A 19,132-nucleotide genomic window follows, 5' to 3' on the forward strand; every position below is an offset into this window, starting at 1 on the left:
TCTTGATGGCTGACGATGATGAAGACGATCGGCTGCTAGCAAAGGATGCATTAGAAGAATGCCGACTCGCTAACGATCTACACTTTGTTGTAGATGGTGAGGATCTGATGGATTATCTTTACCATCGGGGTAAGTATACTCAGTTAATAAAATCGCCCCGTCCAGGTTTAATTCTGCTGGATCTGAATATGCCTAAAAAGGATGGGCGGGAGGCTCTCCAGGAGATTAAAGCCGATCCCGAACTGCGACCTATTCCAGTCGTCGTGCTGACTACATCAAAGGCTGAGGAAGACATCTATCGTTCTTACGGTTTAGGCGCAAACTCGTACATTGCTAAGCCAGTCACATTTGAATCTCTAGTTTCTGTGATGAAAGCTTTGGGAAAATACTGGTTTGAGATTGTTGAATTGCCACTAAAGGAAAATGAAGCGGAAAACTCAACACTATAAAATATAGTTTTGCAGAATTCCTAGTTAGGTTTCGCCTTGGCAAAACCTAACATTAAGCAATACTAAATTTCAGTCATCTACTCAGCGCACATAAGATTATTGAGGTTTTGCAAAGATTGAGGCAAAATAATTAAAATCGGTGGTAAGCTGCTGTGTTGTAACAATTAATTCTTTTGCTGACTCTTGAGTTAAGGGTTTAGCGAAAAAATATCCTTGCCCATATTCGCATTCCATTTCTCTCAGTTGGGAGAGTTGCTCGGCTGTTTCCACCCCTTCTGCTGTCACATTTAACTCTAAAGTATGAGCCAGGGTCACGATAGCACGGACAATTTCTAAACTGTCGTCTTTCGCCCCAATTCTACTAATAAAAGAACGATCAATCTTTAACTGATCGATGGGAAACCGATGCAGATAGCTTAAGGATGAATAGCCAGTGCCGAAGTCATCAATATGCAGATGCACGCCTAAAGCTTTTAGTTGGAAAAGCATTTTGATTGCCGATTCTGCGTTTTCCATAACTGCACTTTCAGTAATTTCTAACTTCAAGCTTCGCGCATCCAGGCGAGTCTCCCGCAAAATTTGAGCGATTTGCTTGACTAAATCTGGTTGTAAAAACTGTTTGCTCGAAAGATTAACACTGATTGTTAATAGTAATTCTGGATAAAATTGCTGCCAATCATACATTTGGTAACATGCATTGTAGAGTACCCACAGCCCAATGGGAACAATTAAACCTGTTTCTTCGGCAATGGGAATAAATTCCGCTGGAGAGATTAAACCGCGCTCCGGATGCTGCCAGCGTACAAGCGCCTCGAACCCGTCAAGCCTGCCAGTTGTCAATGACACAATGGGTTGATAGTGAAGCTGAAATTCATCCCGCTCGATCGCACGCCGCAAGTCGTTTTCCAGTTGCAAGAGTGCCACCGCGCGGGTATGCATGGTGGTATCAAAGACTTCGTGACGCGCTCTCCCCATTGATTTGGCACGATACATTGCGGTGTCAGCATCGCGCAGGAGATTTTCCGGACAGTCATATCCAATTGCTGGGGCGCTTTGCGAACCACCCCCGATGGCAATGCCGATGCTTGCTGTCGTGAATACCTCTTGCTCGTTAAGGCTGAAAGGATGCATAAGTTCTAAGTGGATGCGCTCGGCAATGTCAGTGGCGTTATTGATATTTTTGACATCGTCGAGCAGGATGGTGAACTCATCTCCACCTAACCGTGCAACTGTATCTCCACCCCGCAGGCAAGCTTTCAACCGCTGCGCGATCGCTACCAGCAATTGATCGCCAATCATGTGTCCCAAGCTGTCATTAATCACCTTGAAGCGATCAATATCTAGAAAAAGGACGGCGAAGAAATAGTCACTGGTTCGTTTTGACCGTTCAATTGCCTGTCCCAACCGATCCCTAAACAAGGCTCGGTTTGGTAAGCCTGTCAACACGTCATGAAAAGCATCATGGAGGAGTTGTTTCTCAACTTGCTTGCGCTCGGTGATGTCAGTTTGAGAGCCAGCCATGCGAGAGGCTTTCCCATTCGTGTCTCGTACAGCCATCCCCCGGATTAGCATCCAACGGTATGTTCCGTCTTTGTGTAGTATGCGATGTTCGTTCTCAAAATGGGGGGTCAGCCCTTCCAGATGTAAAGAAATCTGCCCTTTCAACTGCTCGATATCCTCAGGATGCACTCGCTCAAACCAGGCATCAGGCGTATTGCTAATTTCGCTCTCCTCGCAGCCCAGCATGGATTTCCAGCGAGGAGAAAAATAAATTTCGTTTGTTTTTAAATTCCAGTCCCAAAGTCCGTCGTTAGCACCAGAAACGGCGAGTTCATAACGTTCTTGACTCTCACGCAAAGCCTCCTGGGTTTGGGCGGCCTTGGTAGCTGCCCCTACGCGCTCGGTAATATCTTGGAAGGTAACGACTGCACCCACCAACTGACCATTTTCTCGAATGGGGGTGCTGATGTATTCAACGGGAAAGCTCGTACCGTCTTTTCGCCAAAAGACTTCTTCTTCTATTTGTTGAACTGTGCCATCCTTAAAGGCTGCATAAATTGGACACGCTTCTCGCGGATAAGGAGCGCCATCGGCTTTTGAATGGTGGCAAATAAAATGCAAGGGTTTGCCAATGAGTTCTTCAACTTCCCATCCCAGCATTCTCGCAGCAGCTGGATTAACAAAGGTGGCGTTTCCATGAATATCCAAACCATAAATTCCTTCACCCGCTGAGTTGAGAATTAGTTCGTTTTGGTGGCGCAGTCGTTCAATTGCCTCTTCGGTTTGCTTGCGAACCGTGATGTCGTTCTGCAACCCGATGAAGTTGATGAGTTTCCCTTCGTTATCAAAAACTGGGTTGATGGTGAGTTCATTCCAGAACGGTGTCCCATCTTTGCAGTAGTTCAGGACTACACACATAATCGGTTGCTTTGATGCGATCGCTTCTCGCATCACTTTCACAACAGTGAAATCGGTATCTTTCCCTTGTAGAAAGCGGCAATTAGAACCCATCACTTCCGCCGCCGAGTAGCCGGTGATGGCAGTAAAAGCAGGATTAACAAAGATAATTGGATTGTCAGGTAAAGTTGGATCGGTGATTGTAACTCCAGTTGTCAGGTTAGCGATCGCCGCCGCTAGCTGGCTGTTTTCGCGCATAGCTGACCGCAAGGCTTCTTCTGCCTGCTTGCGTTTGGTAATATCGGCAGCCAAACCATCGATTCGGATGACATTCCCATTCGCGTCACGCCCTAGATGAGCGCGATTGCGAATCCAACGCTCTTGCCCGTCCGGTCGGAAAATACGATACTCTTCGTCTGCTGCACCGACTTGGAGTAACGCTTGCGTCATCGCTTCTATTCGTTCTCGATCCTCTGGGTGAATCACCTCCAGCCAGAGGTTCGGGCGCTCGAAAAACTGGGAGACTGGACGACCATAAATTTCCGCCGCCGCCGGACTGATGTAAATCGGCTCCCTAGTGATGGCTGAAACCGACCATACGCTGTCATCGAGCGAGCCAAGAATATTCTCTAGCCGCGATTCACTCTCCCGCAGCGCCTCTAACGTTTTGACTCGCTCGATCGAGTAGCGGATCGCCCGCTCTAATAGCGGCGCGTCCATCTTCCCCTTAACTAAGTAATCGGCAGCTCCCGCTTTCATTGCTGCAAAGTCTACTTCCCGATCTCCTTGCCCGGTCAGCAAGATGATCGGCGCTTTACAATTAGTTGAAATGGCTTCTTGTAACAATTCCAAGCCGTTGTGTGCGCCAAGACGATAGTCCACTAAATAGACATCATGTTGATGCATCTGAATCTTTTCTAAAGCAGCATCATAACTATCTACCCATTCGAGATCAAACTTTTCTCGCTCAATTTCTGAGAGGAGATCGCGCGTCAGAATATAGTCATCCTCGTCATCCTCAATTAAAAGCACTTTTATTGAGTCTTTAGACATAAAATAATATTAGAAACAAAATACCTCTATCTTAGAGTTCCTCTCCTCAAGGGTAAAGCTAGAGAAGTCCTCACTCAGCCACAGTTGCAAATTCACTCACAACTGGTTTTTGGTTTGAGTCCTGACGAGCATTACTTTTTAACAGTCTTAATAAGAATAAAATTAAAATTTGGCATCTGTCCGTCGGTATACCTGCTGAAAATGTTTTTTTAAGGCGAAGCAGCAAATCGAAAAAGACGTAAACTCGCCTGTTTAATCCTTATTTCCTCAAGAAAGATATTGGGCTGCCTATTTGCCGATGAAGAGGAGTGCGATCGCCCTTGAGTGCTAGGGGCAAAATCCTCGCCCGTAGCCGTCTCGATAACAATCTCAAGATTTCCCGCCCTGATTGACACCCTGAGCGGATCGAGCCACTATGATAGAAGTATGAATCTATGTAAAGACCCAGATAAATGTCTTTAGAGTTTGTATCTGTAGAAAATATCAAAGAAATTGCCCACCACTACGGTTACTGGGCAGTTTTTTTGGGGATTTTGCTGGAAAATCTTGGCATTCCCATCCCTGGTGAAACAATCACGCTCGCCGGGGGTTTCTTGGCGGGAAGTAAGGAACTGAGTTACTGGTTCGTGCTAGGGAGTGCGATCGCTGGTGCAGTTGTCGGTGGTACTTGCGGTTACTGGATTGGCAGAAAAGGCGGCTGGCCCCTGCTGGTGAAAGTTGGGGGATTTTTCCGCATCCGCGAAGAAAAACTCTTACAACTCAAGCAACAAGTGAGCGAGAACGCCGGAAAAACAGTGTTTCTCGGTCGTTTCCTGGCTGTGCTGCGAATTGTCGCCAGTCCTCTCGCTGGAATTGCCCAAATGCCCTTCCTCAAGTTTATGGCTTATAACATAGCTGGGGCGACTGCTTGGGCATCGGTAATGGTCACGTTGTCCTTTTTCGCAGGGCGACTGGTACCCCTGGAACAATTAGTTGTGTGGGTCGCTCAATTTGGTTTAATTGCGTTATTCCTGTTGATTGCCTGGATTGCCGTTCCTCTGTGGCTAGAGTCCCGCGAAGCCAAGCGTTCAATCGAGGGAGATTAGAAAAAGTTTTGAGTGATGAGCGATTAAGTTTTGAATGAAAAGAATGTGTTTTCTCACTCAAAACTCAAAACTCAAAACTCAAAACTTTCAAACTAACCTCTCGCTTTTTGCGACCAAACGCGAGTCGGTAATCCCCAAACGTAGATAAATCCTTCAGCAGCTTTATGGTCAAACTGGTCTTCAGCTCCATAAGTTGCTAACGTCGGGCTGTAAAGGGACTTCTCAGATTTACGCCCCACAGTCATCGAGTTGCCCTTAAAAAGTTTAACTCGCACCGTTCCCGATACCCGCTCCTGTGTTTGTTGAATGAAGGCATCCAGGGCGGCTTTGAGCGGACTATACCAAAGACCGTTATAAACTAGCTGAGTATAAGTTTCTTCGATACCGCGCTTGTAGTGGGTCACATCTGCGGTTAAGGTGAGACTTTCTAAGTCGCGGTGGGCATGAATTAAAACCATTAAAGCCGGGGCTTCATAGATTTCCCGCGATTTGATACCCACTAGGCGGTTTTCGATCATATCGATCCGCCCGACACCGTGATTTCCGGCAATTTCGTTGAGTTTCGTAATTAGCGCCACAGGCGGCAAAGCTTCACCGTTGAGGGAGATCGGGATGCCTTTTTCAAAGCCAATTTCAACGTATTCTGGCTCATTGGGCGTGTCAGCGATCGCTTTGGTCATCGCATAGATTTCTTCTAGCGGTTCCGTCCAAGGATCTTCTAGGGGTCCCGCCTCAATGCTGCGACCAAATAAATTGCGATCGATACTGTAGGGAGATTTCTTTTTCACGGGCGAAGGAATCCCATAACGCTCACCATAAGCGATGGTTTCCTCTCGGCTCATCCCCCATTCCCGCGCTGGTGCCAACACCTTCAAATCTGGGTTCAGCGCCGCAATCGATACATCAAACCGAACTTGGTCATTGCCCTTCCCCGTGCATCCGTGCGCCACCGCATCCGCACCGTATTTTTCAGCCGCTTCGACTAAAAGTTTGGCAATCAGCGGACGTGCCAAAGCAGTCTGGAGGGGATAGCGATTTTCATAAAGAGCGTTCGCTTGAATCGCTGGAAACGCATAATCTTTGACAAAACTTTCTGTAGCATCGGCAACCAGCGATTCGCTAGCACCCGATTTTAGCGCTTTTTCCCGGACTGGCTCTAGTTCGTCTCCCTGTCCCAAATCCGCCGCCAGGGTAATTACCTCTTCAACTCCCCATTCCTCCTTCAGGTATGGGATGCAGACGGAGGTATCGACTCCCCCTGAATATGCCAGCACAACTTTGGTAGCACGACCCATTGATCTCTCACTTCCGCAAAACAACGAGTTCTTATTATGCAACTAATCTATGCCAAGTCTTGTCAGGAATAGCACAGATTAATCTTCAGCCATAGCCATCCAGGGCACCAGGGGATAGATGAAAATGCTTTCTGTTCATTGGCTTACAGTTCTTTGAGAGATACTAAAAGTGTTGTCATCCGGGGGAAATCGTGTTTTTTAGCGTTGTCATTCCAACTTATAACCGCAAGCCGATTCTAGAAAGATGCCTTAGAGCAATGGAACACCAGCAGTTGAGTGCTGGTAGCGTCGTCAGCGGCTATGAAGTGGTGCTGGTGGATGATGGTTCGACGGATGGCACGTTGGAGTGGTTATCCCAACACGCCGCAGAGTTTCCTCACGTGCGATCGCTCTTGCAAGATCATCAAGGGCCAGCCGCCGCCCGTAATCTAGGTGTAGAACAGGCTCAGGGTGACACCATTATCTTTATTGATAGCGATTTAGTCGTTACCGAGCATTTTCTCCAAGCACACGCCGACGCCTTAGTTGAAGGAGAAAAGAATCTCGGAAGCGATCGCCTCTTCACCTACGGTTGGGTGATCAATACGAATAACTTCGAGAATCCCACCTCGGAACCCTACAAAATCACGGATTTTTCCGCTGCTTACTTTGCCACGGGGAATGTAGCGATCGCTCGTAAATGGCTCGAAAAAGCTGGATTATTTGACACCCGCTTTCAACTTTACGGCTGGGAAGATTTAGAACTCGGCATCAGGCTCAAACAATTGGGTTTAAAACTGATTAAATGTCCAGCCGCAGTCGGCTATCACTGGCACCCCCCCTTTGCCTTAGAACAAATTCCCCCCATGATCGATCGAGAAATCCAACGGGGACGGATGGGCGTTTTATTCTATCAAAAGCACCCTACCTGGGATGTCAAAATGATGATTCAAATGACCCTCCTTCACCGCATCCTCTGGGGTCTTCTTTCCATCGGTGGCAGACTCAACGAGCGCACAATGGCACCCTTTTTGCAATGGCTGATTAATCAAGGTAAACCTCAATTAGCCTTAGAAATTGCTCGAATTTTCCTTAATTGGTACAACGTTCAAGGTGTTTATGCAGCCTACGCCGAAGCGAGGCAAAAAGCCTAATTTACATGATTGCACTGCTAAGGATGCGAGCGATTTATTTTGCGCGATCGCTAATCTTTTAATATTTTCCTTGCCAAATGTCTAGAAATCGGCTACCGCAACTGTGCTAGCCTATTTTTCAATGTTTTTCCTGCAAATTTTCCCATCAAAGCCCTTATAACTCTGATAAACTGGAAGAGTTGTCTAAATTCGTACATTCCGCACATTCAGGGTTTCGGGTGTTTCCGCTGGAAATACGCCTGGATGGAGGATTAACCCGAAAGGAAAATAAATATGTCAGTTGTTTCTTTGGCTCAGATGATGGAGTCGGGTGTTCACTTTGGGCACCAGACCCGCCGGTGGAACCCAAAAATGGCTCCATACATCTATACGTCCCGCAATGGCGTCCACATCATCGACTTGGTTCAGACTGCCCAGCTGATGGAAGATGCCTACACCTATATGCGAACCGCCGCAGAACAGGGCAAGAAGGTTCTCTTCATCGGTACCAAGCGTCAAGCCGCAGGAATTGTGGCTCAAGAAGCCGCTCGTTGTGGTTCTTACTACATCAACCAACGTTGGTTGGGGGGAATGCTCACCAACTGGACGACAATTAAAACACGGGTAGAGCGCCTAAAAGATTTGGAACGCCGGGAAGAAACCGGAGTCCTCGACTTACTGCCCAAGAAAGAAGCTTCGATGCTGCGCCGGGAAATGACCAAATTGCAGAAATACCTCGGCGGGATTAAGCAAATGCGGAAAGTTCCCGACATCGTCGTGATCGTGGATCAGCGCCGGGAATATAATGCAGTTCAAGAATGCCAAAAACTGGGGATTCCTATCGTCGCGCTGCTGGATACAAACTGCGACCCGGATGTAGTGGATATTCCCGTTCCAGCCAATGACGATGCTATCCGCTCCATTAAGCTAATAGTGGGTAAGTTGGCAGACGCTATCTATGAAGGTCGTCACGGTCAGCTAGACGCAGAAGCAGAAGAGGATTACGAAGATTACGAAGGCGCTGAAGACGATATCGAATACGAGGAAATCGACTCGGTTCCTGATGAAGAGGAAGAAGAAACCGAGGGATAATTCAGCGTTAGAAACATCAATTCTTAGTTAGGAACTGAGGAAATGGCGGAAATATCTGCAAAACTCGTGAACGAGCTGCGCCAAAAAACTGGTGTCGGCATGATGGACTGCAAAAAAGCGCTAAAAGAAACCGATGGCGATATGGACAAAGCCATTGAATGGCTGCGTCAAAAGGGAATGGTTAGCGCTGGGAAAAAAGGCGATCGCCAAGCCTCAGAAGGACTGGTTGGCAGCTACATCCATACCGGAGGTCGAGTCGGCGTCCTGGTGGAAGTGAACTGCGAGACAGACTTTGTCGCCCGCAACGAAGCCTTCCAAACTCTGGTGCGGAACATAGCTATGCAGATTGCAGCTTGCCCCAACGTTGAATACGTGAAGGTTGGCGACATTCCCGCTCAAATCGTTGAGAAGGAAAAAGAAATCGAAATGGGCCGGGATGACCTAGGCAACAAGCCGCAGAACATCAAAGAAAAGATTGTTCAGGGTCGAATTGACAAACGCCTGCAAGAGTTGAGCTTGGTCGATCAGCCCTACATTCGTGACCAAAGTATCACGGTGGAAGAGTTGATCAAGCAAAATATTGCGACGCTAGGTGAAAACATCCAAGTCCGTCGCTTCGTCCGATTTATTCTCGGTGAAGGACTGGAAAAGAAAGAAAGCAATTTTGCTGAGGAAGTTGCAGCTCAAATGGGCGGCAATTAATCAGCAAGTTTTCTGGCTGAATCCCTAGGAAGGACAGGTTTCCATGATGGAAACCTGTCTTTTTTTATCTTTATTTTCAAGAGATTTTCAGCGCTTGTAGGCACGATATCCCCATTCTATATATCTCAACAAATTAACACCTTGGAAACCCTTTATAAAGACAGAAACACTAAAAGCAGAAAAACTTTTTGTTTGGGTGGAATTCTTAACATCCTCCTTAGGAGTGTTGCCTCGATCCTTGTGCTAGACTTTTGAGCGCGAGCAGATTAAGGGGACACTGCGAAACACCGTTGAGGAGTGCAAACTCACTAGAAAAGTAACGAAATTTTTTAGCCCCTAAATAGACAAGAATTGTATCTTGGAGTTCAGGATCGAGCTGACTATTTGCCAGTAATACAGCGCTACGAAAGGGACATTTAGCTGGTGCGGGAAATCCTTTTAGGGTATTCAATCCTATAGATAATCTACTTCTGATAGTTCCAGAAAAAAGGAAGGATCGTAATGGAAATCAATTTACAAGTGCCAGGGATTAATATAACTAGCTTGAAAGAAGCACCCATTCATAATGCTAGTAAAGTTCAGCCTCACGGAATAATTTTCGTTCTCGCAGAACCTGAGTTAACAATATTACAAGTTAGCAGCAATATATCCACAGTTTTCGGAATCTCCCCCGAAAATATGCTGCAAAAGAAATTAGAAGAAGTTCTCGACCCGTTCCAAGTAGACAGAATTAAAGCAGGACTATTAGAAGAAAATCTTGATTTTATCAACCCTATCAAGATTTGGGCTAGAAGAAAAGGTGATGAGTATTTAGTCTTTGATGGCATTTTCCACCGGAATGCAGATGGATTTTTAATTTTGGAATTAGAACCTGCGATTTCCCAAGAAAACATCCCCTTCTTAAGCTTTTATCATCTAGCCAGAGCCTCTATCAACCAGTTAGAAAAAACATCAACTCTGGGTGACTTTTGTCAAATCATTGTGAAAGAGGTGCGAAAAGTCACCGGATTTGACAGGGTGATGCTATATAAGTTTGATGACGATGGGCATGGATCTGTCCTCGCTGAAGAAAAACTAGAAAGTATGGAGCCTTACTTAGGTCTCCACTTCCCAGAATCAGATATTCCTAAACCAGCTAGAAAGTTATTTACCTCGAATTGGATCAGGTTAATCCCGGATGCCACTTCTCAATCTGCTGAACTTTTTCCGATTCTTAATCCAGTTAATCAGCGTCCGCTTGATTTAACGAACTCTATTCTCAGAAGCGCGTCTCCTTGTCATATCCAGTACTTGCACAATATGGGTGTGGGTGCTTCTCTGACAATTTCTTTGATGAAAGAGCAAAAACTTTGGGGACTGATTGCTTGCCATCATCAGTCCCCCAAGTATGTTTCTTATGAGCTGCGAAAAGCTTGCGAATTCTTGGGGCGCGTCATCTTTTCAGAAATCTCAACCAGAGAAGAAACTGAAGATTACGGCTATCGCATGAAGCTGGCATATATCCAATCAGCCTTGGTTGAATATATGTCTCAAGAAGAAAACTTTATTGATGGTTTAGTTAAACACCAACCGAATCTGCTGGAGCTTGCTAACGCTAAAGGTGCTGCCGTGTGCTTTGGCGGGGATTGCACGATGGTTGGTGAGACTCCCACAGAAGAAGAACTCAACTTTTTAGTCCAATGGCTAAAGAATAACGTCGAGGAAGAAGTCTTCTATAGCGATTCCTTACCTCAGATTTATCCAGATGCAGAAAGTTTCAAAAACGTTGCCAGTGGCTTATTAGCGATTCCGATTTCTAAGAATAACTATGTTTTGTGGTTTCGACCGGAAGTAATTCAAACCGTGAATTGGGGTGGCGACCCAAATAAGGCGTTTGAAGTAAACCAGTCAGAGGGAAATATTCGTCTGTGTCCTCGCAAATCATTTGATCTGTGGAAAGAAACGGTTCGCTTAACGTCTTTACCCTGGAAACAGGTAGAAATTAAAGCTGCACTTGAACTCAGAAAGGCAATTATTAACATTGTGCTGCGCCAAGCTGATGAACTTGCCCAATTAGCTCAAGATTTAGAACGTTCCAATGCTGAGCTGAAAAAGTTTGCTTACGTCGCCTCCCATGACTTGCAAGAGCCACTCAATCAGGTAGCGAACTACGTACAACTTTTGGAGATGCGCTATCTAGAGCAACTCGACGAAGACGCGAAGGAATTCATTGGCTTCACTGTTGAGGGAGTCAGCTTAATGCAGACGCTAATTGATGACGTGCTGGCATACTCTAAGGTGGATATGCAGGCTATCGAGTTTGAAATGACAGGGGTGGACACGGCTTTAGACCGTGCCTTGGCTAATTTGCGAGGACGCATCTCGGAAACGGGAGCTGCGATCGCTCACGATCCCTTGCCGACGGTTATGGCAGATAGCACCCAGTTGATGCAACTGTTCCAGAACCTGATTGGCAATGCTATCAAGTTCCGCAGCGAGCAACCGCCAGAAATCCATGTAGGAGCTTCTCGACTAGAGGATGCGTGGCTATTCTCAGTACGGGATAACGGGATTGGCATCGATCCGCAGTTTAGCGATCGCATTTTTGTTATCTTTCAGCGTCTGCATACGCGGGATGAGTATCAAGGTACAGGAATGGGTTTAGCAATTTGCAAAAAGATTGTTGAGTGTCACCGAGGGCGCATCTGGGTCGAGTCCCAATTAGGTCAGGGTGCAACATTCTACTTTACGATTCCAGTAGGGGGACGCGATCGTGAGCGTAGAAACGGAAGAAAACCACAAAACAATCTTTTTAGTCGAGGACAATAAAGCCGATATCCGCTTAATCCAAGAAGCCTTAAAAAATAGCTCGCTTCCACACCAAGTCGTGACAGTCAGAGATGGTGTGGATGCGATGGCTTTCTTGCGCCAAGAGGGCGAGTATGCTGATGCACCTCGCCCTGACCTGATTCTGCTGGATTTGAACTTGCCGAAGAAGGATGGTCGAGAAGTCTTGGCGGAAATTAAAGCCGACCCCAAGCTGAAACGCATCCCAGTAGTAGTGCTGACAACTTCTAAAAATGAAGATGATATTTTCCACAGCTATGACTTGCACGTAAATTGCTACATCACCAAATCCCGCAACCTCAGCCAGCTCTTTAAAATTGTTAAAGGAATTGAAGAGTTTTGGCTGGAAACTGTTACCCTGCCATCGGAATGATGACAAGAAATTTTCGTATCTTGTTAAAATGCAAGCAGTTGCCGAGCGGGAACAGGAGGGGAGGGGAGATCCCAGAAAATTATGCCTGGAAGCTCAATAAAAATCTTGTTGATTGAGGATAACTTGGCAGAAGCCAGATTCCTGCAAGAGCTTCTGAAACAAGCCAAGTTCAAACAGTTTAGTCTGGTGCATGTCAAACGATTGAGGGAAGCGCTCAATCGACTCAATGAAGATTGCTTTGATGTAATTTTGTTGGATCTGACCCTACCTGACAGTGAAGGTTTGTGTTCTCTAGCTCCCCTAAACAGCCACGCTTCTGGCTTACCGATTGTTGTGCTGACAAATACGAATGACGATGAATTAGCGATAGAAGCAGTCCGACAGGGGGCACAAGATTATCTGGTTAAGCGCCAAGTTAATGTAGAGGTGCTAGTGCGCTCTTTGTGCTATGCAATTGAGCGAAAGCAGGTTTCGGAAACATTACGAACAGTTAATGAGGCGTTAGAAATCCGAGTTCAGGAACGAACGGCTGAGCTAGTGAAAGCCAAAGAAATCAATCAGTCTAAATCTGAATTTGTTTCTATGCTTTCTCACGATTTCCGCAATCCTCTGAATAGGATTCTCCTTTCTGCTGGATTGCTCCAAGACTACGATCAAAAACTGAGCGATGAGAAAAAACATACTCATCTCAAACTGATTCGTTCAGCAATTAAAAATCTGGCTCAGCTATTAGATGAAATTACGTTTATCGGGAAAGCTGATTCAGGGCAACTTCAGTGCCAACTGATTCCCCTTGATTTGAAATCATTCTGTCACAAATTGGTCGAAGAGTTGCAACTCTTTACACTTGACAAATATCAACTTATTTTCACTTGTCAAGAGGACTTGGGAGAGGCGTTATGGGATGAAACCCTACTGCGGCATATTTTAGATAATTTACTCGCTAACGCGATTAAGTATTCACCGGAAGGCGGCACAGTGCGTTTTGAACTAAGAAGCCACGAGAAAACAGTCATCTTTCAGATTCAAGATCAAGGAATTGGCATTCCCAAAGAAGATCAACCTCGGCTGTTTCATCCTTTCAATCGTGCTAGAAACGTCGGCACAATTCCTGGCACTGGGTTGGGATTAGCGATGGTCAAAAAGTGTGTGGAGGCACATGGGGGCGAGATTTCAATGATGAGTGAAGTCGGAGTCGGCACGAGTTTTACGGTGACGCTGCCGTTGATTGGAGAAGCAGCGTTATCAGAATAGAGGCGGCTAAATCGGTGAATTTCAGCGAACCGACAGGGAGGGAAATGGAGAATCGGTAGCTTTTTTGCCACGCCCTGACACTACTGCCTATCTATCGGATACCGTTTCACGAATAAATTATCACAAAGGCGATCGCTTTAAAGCTCTTTAGGTAAGCATTTCAAAGGTTATAGGGGAGTAGGGTATCGGCGGCAAGGAGAGGGGCGATTAGAGGCTCTTTGATACCAGGGAAGTGGTTTAGGGTCAATCTCAAAGTTAGTTCTACATCGCGTTATTATGAGTCGTTAGTCAATAGGGATTCGTCTGTTGCTTCTGACCGATAGACGAATAACCGAATGACCGAATGACGAGGAATCGGTATTCTAAAGTAGGGAAGTACATCTGTACGCCCGTACCGTCCCGATTGACAGATGTAAGCAGCAATGGCGAGAAGAGTAGAGGAAATTGAGCGGGATATGGCAGCGCTGGAAGAAGCAATCAAAGCGATCGCTATAGAATTCCACGATACCTACAACGATTATCTGACTGCCTTAGGACAAGCCATGCGGCAGCAGTTGATCGTGGCGAGTTATTATCTTTGCACCCAAGTCTATCCGGAAGCGTTTCTGAGTCTGTCTCTTAGAGAACGACAACAATTGCAACAGAACCTTCAGCAACAGGCAAGGCTTGCTCAACCCCAACTGCGAAACCTTGAAAGAAGCCGTCCTGCTGAAACATCGCGCGGGGGACTATCCCAAGAACCCTCTCCAGAAGAGGATTTCCCTACCCCGACTGATGACTTAGCCATCGAGATGCTAGCACCACAAGACACTCTCGACACCCCAAGTCTCAATAGCGATCGCGATCGCTCAACCAGTCGCTTTACCTTTTCTAACGTCCCGACAAACAACCCAGAGGATTTGGCTCGATGGCAGGAAGCGGTGGAAAACGCCATGAGCGAAACCTTGCTCGCTCTTTCTTGCCAAAGCAATCGTCTACTACAGGAAGTGGGGATATTACCGAAAAACTTTCCGGAAGCTGTTCTGGAAGCTGCTGTTAGAGCGGAGCCATCTGGTGAGCCTGTGGTGGGACGCCCCAATCTTTTAAAATTTGTGGTTCAAATAGAAAATGAGCCGGTAGAAACGTCAAATCTCCCGACTTTACAAAACTCTCCTTTAATACCGATTATCGCCATCCATCTGCGGTTATCTGAGATTGAATTTGCTGATTCAACGGTAATGGCAGGACGCAACCAGATTCGGACCCTCAGCGCACGGCTTAGCACCCTGCGCCGAGAATTTCAGAAGAAGCAACGAGAGCGCACTGTGGCTGCGGCAGAAGCGGCTTGGCGTGCCTGTTGGTTTGAAGAATAATGGGAATCGTCGTGAGGATTGACAATATCCGGGTGAGGACGGCTATTGGCGGGTAATCAGCCATTCGCTACTAGCAATTAACAAAAAGGGGAGAGAAGATGCAAATAGAATCACCGGATTGGCTGCGATTGCAGAAAGCCCTTTCAGTCGAGGCAGAACGGGGCTTTACGGACTTAATGGGGAAACAATATCGCTTCAGTGAATTCTTAAGCCTAGAGTTCGGAAAAACCCCATCTTTTTTGCCGCTGATAGAGCGACATCGGTGGCAAGAGATGGCGTCTCAGTTTGCCCGTTACCCGAACCTCACCCTCTCCCAGCGACAACACTTGGTCTTGGAAACGCGCCGATTTCTCCATCAGATGCAACAAGTCATGGAGAGGCAAGCGCGATCGCGATCGCATCAGCGAAATGAAGACAATCAGCAGCAAGTAGAGACAATTAAATCGCCCCCATCCCCCGATACTCAAGCCCCGCGCACCACGCCCCTCGTCCAGTCCAACGCAGCGATTTCTCTTGACCAACCGCTGACCAGTTTGCCAGATGTGGGAGTTAGAAAAGGCGGGTATTTAGCCAAGCTGGATCTGCATACGGTGCGGGATATCCTCTTTTATTACCCCCGCGACCACATTGACTATGCGCGTCAGGTGAATATCTCTGAGCTGGAATCGGGTGAAACGGTGACACTGATAGGAACGGTGAAGCGCTGTACTTGTTTTAGTAGCCCAAAAAACAAGAAATTAACCATAATGCAGGTGGTGCTGAAAGATCGCACGGGTCAAATCAGCCTCAGCCGCTTTTTTGCCGGTTCTCGCTACAGCAATCGCGGCTGGCAAGAAGGGATAAAAAATCGATATCCCCAAGGCGCAGTCGTGGCGGCTTCTGGCTTGGTGAAAAAAAGTCAATATGGTCTGACTTTGGACGATCCACAACTGGAAGTTTTGGCAAACCCTGGAGACCCGATTGACTCCCACACCATTGGTCGAGTGGTGCCGGTGTATCCCCTAACAGAGGGCGTAGCGGCAGATATGGTGAGACAGGCGGTCATTGCTGCTCTCCCCGCCGCCGCCCAGCTCAAAGATCCTTTACCCACGGTTTTACGGGATGGGTATGGATTGATGAAGTTGTCGGATGCGATCGCCAACATCCATTTTCCTGCCGACAGTGCCGCCAAGGAAGCCGCCCGTCGCCGTTTAGTCTTCGATGAGTTTTTCTACCTTCAGTTGGGTTTCCTCCTCCGTCGCCAAGCCCAACGCCAAAAGCAGTCCAGCGCTATCTTGGCTCCCAGAGGGAAGCTGATTGAACAATTCCACCAAGTTTTGCCTTTTCGATTAACAGGTGCCCAACAGCGGGTACTGAACGACATCCTCAACGATTTGCAGTCATCCACCCCGATGAATCGGTTGGTGCAAGGCGATGTCGGTTCTGGGAAAACGGTCGTGGCAGTCATTGCAATCCTCGCCGCGATTCAATCCGGCTACCAAGCGGCGCTAATGGCTCCCACTGAAGTTTTGGCAGAACAGCACTATCGCAAGTTAGTCAGTTGGTTCAATCTTCTGTACTTGCCTGTAGAACTGCTGACAGGTTCCACCAAAACTGCCAAACGCCGCCAAATTCATGCCCATCTAGAAACCGGCGAACTGCCTCTATTAGTAGGGACTCATGCCCTGATTCAAGAGAAAGTTAATTTTCATAAGTTGGGGTTAGTCGTGATTGACGAACAACACCGCTTTGGAGTGGAACAACGGGCGTTGTTGCAGCAAAAAGGCGAACAACCCCATGTATTAACCATGACCGCCACGCCAATTCCCCGCACCTTGGCGCTGACAGTTCATGGGGATTTGGATGTGAGCCAGATTGATGAGATGCCACCGGGTCGGCAAGCAATTCATACGACCGTACTCACGGGCAAAGAACGCACCAATGCCTACGATTTGATCTGCCGCGAAGTTGCTCAAGGGCGTCAAGCTTATATCGTCTTGCCCCTGATTGAAGAATCGGAAAAGTTGGATGTGCGTTCGGCAGTGGAGGAGCATCAGCGCCTCTCAGAAAGTGTTTTTCCTCAGTTCCAAGTCGGATTACTGCACGGTCGCATGACTTCAGCGGAAAAAGATGAGGCAATTACCCGGTTCCGCGATAACCAGACTCAAATCATTGTTTCCACCACGGTGATTGAAGTGGGCGTGGATGTGCCGAATGCAACGGTGATGATGATTGAGAATGCCGAACGCTTTGGCTTATCGCAGTTACACCAGTTGCGGGGGCGCGTTGGTCGCGGTGCTGCTCAATCTTTCTGCCTTCTAATGAGCAGTACCAAAACCGCAGATGCTCGTTACCGGCTCAATGTATTAGAACAATCCCAAGACGGCTTTTTTATTGCCGAGATGGATATGCGGCTACGCGGTCCCGGTCAAGTGCTGGGAACTCGGCAGTCTGGGGTGCCAGATTTTGCCTTGGCGAGTTTGGTGGAAGATCAGGAAGTTTTGAATATCGCGCGGGATGCCGCCGAGAGAGTGATGGCACAAGATGCCAACTTAGAGCGATCGCCCTTATTAAAAGCTGAGTTAGATTATCGTTACCAGCGCTTAATGGGTGGAGCAATCTTAACATGATTGACAGCGATCGCTGAATCAAATAACTGCTTCCTTTGTGTAGAAGGGTTGTTGGCTGTGAATGCCTGTGATAAACTTAAAAACCTAAGGGCGATTAGCACAGTGGTAGCGCACTTCCTTCACACGGAAGGGGTCACTGGTTCAAATCCAGTATCGCCCATTTAACAAATGTACAGTGCCTAATTATTTGTCATCAGTGACAGATTGTTATCACTGAGACGGATTATATGTCATCAAGACAAATCAATATCATTGTTGCAAGGACTATCTATCTAGATAGTGCGATCTACAATTCTGACTGCTATCCCATCCCAAATAGCGAAAGGGTTTTCAGGCTTGAGTCGATTTTTCTCTACCTAAAAAAGTTGTCAAAGCAGCATCGGAACAAGCTAAGCTAGCCAACCTAGCCCCTACCACTACCACACTCATCACCGATTTGAAGTTGCGGCAAGTCTATGCGTCTCTTGTTGAAAAACTGTGAGCCGAGGCTTGGGAAAGCGAGAGTGTTTTAATATCCTAGCAGCAGCGATCCGAACATATTAAGTAGTCGTGCGTCTACAGATAGGTTGCGAAAAAGCGTACCTTAATAATTAACTTATCCGGTATTGGGGTAACTTCTCACCATGAAATACGGGCGTGAAACGCTGGCAGTTTGCCAGCGAATTTTGATTGAATTATTACGACGGCGACGCAGCCTGATTTTCTGGTGTATTTTTCCAGTCTCCGTTTTGCTGATTAATGGGGTTATTCTGGCAGAAAATGCCAAGCTGTCTATGGCTGAGGCTTTTGAAAAGGCTGCTCCCTCAACACTGGTGGGTGCTGCACTATTTTTTAGTTGCTTGGGTGGTAGTGTAGCAACTGTGGTTGCAGAGCGAGAACAGCAAACCCTCAAACGTCTTTTTATCTCACCACTCAGCGGAACGTCTTATTTCTTAGGAATTTTCCTAGCTCATAGCTGCATTGGTGTCGGTCAAGCCATTTTAGTTTACACGATTGCTGCTTTTTGGAATGCTCAGTTTCAGGGTTCGATTGTGCTAGGAATACTGATTATTTTTCTGAGTATTATTTCCTATGTTGGTGTTGGGTTTATTCTCGGTACGCAGTTTGCTCGTCGCACGGAGGATGTCAATGCTTTAGTAGCAGCATTTGGGGTGCCTTTATTAATTTTAGGAGGGGCCTTTTTACCAACCTCGCTGTTTTCAAAAACGCTGCTAGAACTTGCTAAGTTTAATCCAATTTATCACATGAATGAGGCACTAATCGGTGTGTCTGCTGACGGCAGTGGATTGGAAGAAATTGCATCTCACTTTTGGTTTTTATGCGTATTTGCAATTTTAATGGTTTTAGGGGGATGGCTATCCTACCAGCGGATGTTGAGTGTTGAAAGGAGACTGTGATTGTTTAAAAAGGGGGATGTATATATTTTCTAACGTAAATTTATGCTAGGTTTTACGCAAAAGCCAGCAAAGTTTAATTTTATTCTTAGCGTATTTGACGAGTTTTTTGCTACATTCCGTGTTTAAAGAATATCGT

At 46.7% G+C, this 19,132-nt stretch carries 13 protein-coding genes and 1 tRNA gene; 12 read left to right on the top strand and 2 right to left on the bottom strand.

The window, feature by feature from the left end; all coding sequences use genetic code 11:
* Nucleotides 1-5: 5 nt before the first annotated feature.
* Nucleotides 6-449 carry a response regulator gene (locus tag NDI33_RS13315; protein WP_190412119.1) on the top strand — a complete coding sequence of 148 codons (444 nt, stop codon included), beginning with the start codon at nt 6-8 and terminating at the stop codon, nt 447-449.
* Nucleotides 450-545: 96 nt separating this feature from the next.
* Here the strand turns inward: NDI33_RS13315 and NDI33_RS13320 are convergent, their stop codons facing one another.
* On the bottom strand, nt 546-3,899 hold the full coding sequence (locus tag NDI33_RS13320; RefSeq protein ID WP_190675963.1) for an EAL domain-containing protein: 3,354 nt from the start codon (nt 3,897-3,899) through the stop codon (nt 546-548).
* Nucleotides 3,900-4,351: 452 nt separating this feature from the next.
* Here NDI33_RS13320 and NDI33_RS13325 point away from each other — a divergent pair, with 452 nt between their 5' ends.
* A complete protein-coding gene (locus NDI33_RS13325) occupies nt 4,352-4,984 on the top strand; it encodes a DedA family protein (RefSeq protein WP_190412055.1) in 633 nt (210 codons plus the stop codon).
* Between the two features lie 92 nt (nt 4,985-5,076).
* On the opposite strand, the gene NDI33_RS13330 is transcribed toward NDI33_RS13325, so the two are convergent.
* Nucleotides 5,077-6,279 (bottom strand): argininosuccinate synthase, encoded by a 1,203-nt coding sequence (locus tag NDI33_RS13330; protein ID WP_190412056.1) that lies wholly within the window; start codon nt 6,277-6,279, stop codon nt 5,077-5,079.
* A gap of 191 nt (nt 6,280-6,470) precedes the next feature.
* Between NDI33_RS13330 and NDI33_RS13335 the strand changes: the two genes are divergently transcribed.
* The 10 genes from NDI33_RS13335 (at nt 6,471) to NDI33_RS13380 (ending at nt 18,996) form a co-directional block, all read left to right on the top strand.
* Nucleotides 6,471-7,412 carry a glycosyltransferase gene (locus NDI33_RS13335; RefSeq protein WP_190675965.1) on the top strand — a complete coding sequence of 314 codons (942 nt, stop codon included), beginning with the start codon at nt 6,471-6,473 and terminating at the stop codon, nt 7,410-7,412.
* A 273-nt stretch (nt 7,413-7,685) separates the two neighbouring features.
* Entirely contained in the window at nt 7,686-8,483 is a 798-nt protein-coding gene (rpsB, locus tag NDI33_RS13340; RefSeq protein ID WP_190412058.1) for a 30S ribosomal protein S2, read from the top strand.
* Nucleotides 8,484-8,525: 42 nt separating this feature from the next.
* Nucleotides 8,526-9,185, top strand: coding sequence for a translation elongation factor Ts (gene tsf, locus NDI33_RS13345; RefSeq protein WP_190412059.1), 660 nt, complete (start codon nt 8,526-8,528; stop codon nt 9,183-9,185).
* Nucleotides 9,186-9,686: 501 nt separating this feature from the next.
* Complete coding sequence (locus NDI33_RS13350; RefSeq protein ID WP_190430438.1) at nt 9,687-11,993, top strand: ATP-binding protein; 2,307 nt, start codon at nt 9,687-9,689, stop codon at nt 11,991-11,993.
* Nucleotides 11,938-12,384, top strand: a complete 447-nt coding sequence (locus NDI33_RS13355) for a response regulator (protein WP_190412061.1) — start codon at nt 11,938-11,940, stop codon at nt 12,382-12,384. Before NDI33_RS13350 ends, NDI33_RS13355 begins: the two co-directional genes overlap by 56 nt.
* Nucleotides 12,385-12,465: 81 nt before the next feature.
* Nucleotides 12,466-13,638, top strand: coding sequence for a hybrid sensor histidine kinase/response regulator (locus NDI33_RS13360; RefSeq protein ID WP_190527664.1), 1,173 nt, complete (start codon nt 12,466-12,468; stop codon nt 13,636-13,638).
* Between the two features lie 422 nt (nt 13,639-14,060).
* Nucleotides 14,061-14,990, top strand: coding sequence for a hypothetical protein (locus NDI33_RS13365; protein WP_190412063.1), 930 nt, complete (start codon nt 14,061-14,063; stop codon nt 14,988-14,990).
* 98 nt (nt 14,991-15,088) lie between these two features.
* A complete protein-coding gene (gene recG, locus NDI33_RS13370; protein WP_190675967.1) occupies nt 15,089-17,599 on the top strand; it encodes an ATP-dependent DNA helicase RecG in 2,511 nt (836 codons plus the stop codon).
* An 88-nt stretch (nt 17,600-17,687) separates the two neighbouring features.
* A tRNA-Val gene (locus tag NDI33_RS13375) sits at nt 17,688-17,759 on the top strand.
* A 463-nt stretch (nt 17,760-18,222) separates the two neighbouring features.
* Nucleotides 18,223-18,996 (top strand): ABC transporter permease, encoded by a 774-nt coding sequence (locus NDI33_RS13380; RefSeq protein ID WP_190675969.1) that lies wholly within the window; start codon nt 18,223-18,225, stop codon nt 18,994-18,996.
* The last annotated feature ends 136 nt before the right edge of the window (nt 18,997-19,132 follow it).

It is taken from the genome of Trichocoleus sp. DQ-A1 (genome assembly GCF_039961955.1).
Classification (GTDB): Bacteria; Cyanobacteriota; Cyanobacteriia; order Cyanobacteriales; family FACHB-T130; genus FACHB-T130.

What these genes read in the sequence shown, in the direction of transcription:
- NDI33_RS13315 (WP_190412119.1), top strand. Translation starts at nt 6, where the DNA reads ATGGCTGACGATGATGAAGACGATCGGCTGCTAGCAAAGGATGCATTA.
- NDI33_RS13320 (WP_190675963.1), bottom strand. Translation starts at nt 3,899, where the DNA reads ATGTCTAAAGACTCAATAAAAGTGCTTTTAATTGAGGATGACGAGGAT.
- NDI33_RS13325 (WP_190412055.1), top strand. Translation starts at nt 4,352, where the DNA reads ATGTCTTTAGAGTTTGTATCTGTAGAAAATATCAAAGAAATTGCCCAC.
- NDI33_RS13330 (WP_190412056.1), bottom strand. Translation starts at nt 6,279, where the DNA reads ATGGGTCGTGCTACCAAAGTTGTGCTGGCATATTCAGGGGGAGTCGAT.
- rpsB (WP_190412058.1), top strand. Translation starts at nt 7,686, where the DNA reads ATGTCAGTTGTTTCTTTGGCTCAGATGATGGAGTCGGGTGTTCACTTT.
- tsf (WP_190412059.1), top strand. Translation starts at nt 8,526, where the DNA reads ATGGCGGAAATATCTGCAAAACTCGTGAACGAGCTGCGCCAAAAAACT.
- NDI33_RS13350 (WP_190430438.1), top strand. Translation starts at nt 9,687, where the DNA reads ATGGAAATCAATTTACAAGTGCCAGGGATTAATATAACTAGCTTGAAA.
- NDI33_RS13360 (WP_190527664.1), top strand. Translation starts at nt 12,466, where the DNA reads ATGCCTGGAAGCTCAATAAAAATCTTGTTGATTGAGGATAACTTGGCA.
- NDI33_RS13365 (WP_190412063.1), top strand. Translation starts at nt 14,061, where the DNA reads ATGGCGAGAAGAGTAGAGGAAATTGAGCGGGATATGGCAGCGCTGGAA.
- recG (WP_190675967.1), top strand. Translation starts at nt 15,089, where the DNA reads ATGCAAATAGAATCACCGGATTGGCTGCGATTGCAGAAAGCCCTTTCA.
- NDI33_RS13380 (WP_190675969.1), top strand. Translation starts at nt 18,223, where the DNA reads ATGAAATACGGGCGTGAAACGCTGGCAGTTTGCCAGCGAATTTTGATT.